Origin of the sequence: Vibrio sp. OPT46 (assembly GCF_015163535.1) — a bacterium.
GTDB classification, from domain to species: Bacteria; Pseudomonadota; Gammaproteobacteria; order Enterobacterales; family Vibrionaceae; genus Vibrio; species Vibrio alginolyticus.
In genome coordinates this window covers 1-273 of the sequence record NZ_JADDYG010000159.1, presented here as the reverse complement: position 1 = coordinate 273, position 273 = coordinate 1, and the positions used below count along the sequence as shown (strand labels likewise).

General features: G+C 42.5%; 1 tRNA gene. It reads right to left on the bottom strand.

The features are described from left to right. Positions 1-87, bottom strand: a tRNA-Ser gene (locus IQR33_RS06730). Between the last annotated feature and the right edge of the window lie 186 nt (positions 88-273).

Below are 273 nucleotides of genomic sequence, written 5' to 3'. Positions count from 1 at the left end.
GGAGAGATAGGGATTTGAACCCTAGATACGCTATTAACGTATGCCGGTTTTCAAGACCGGTGCTTTCAACCACTCAGCCATCTCTCCACAAATTGTCACTAAAACTTAGTCTTATACTATTGATGCTAATTTTTAGTTTTGCCTTCAGTTATCTCAATTAAAGAGAACTTGAAAGCGATGTTTAAAGCCTGGCGATGTCCTACTCTCACATGGGGAAGCCCCACACTACCATCGGCGCTATTTCGTTTCACTTCTGAGTTCGGCATGGAAATC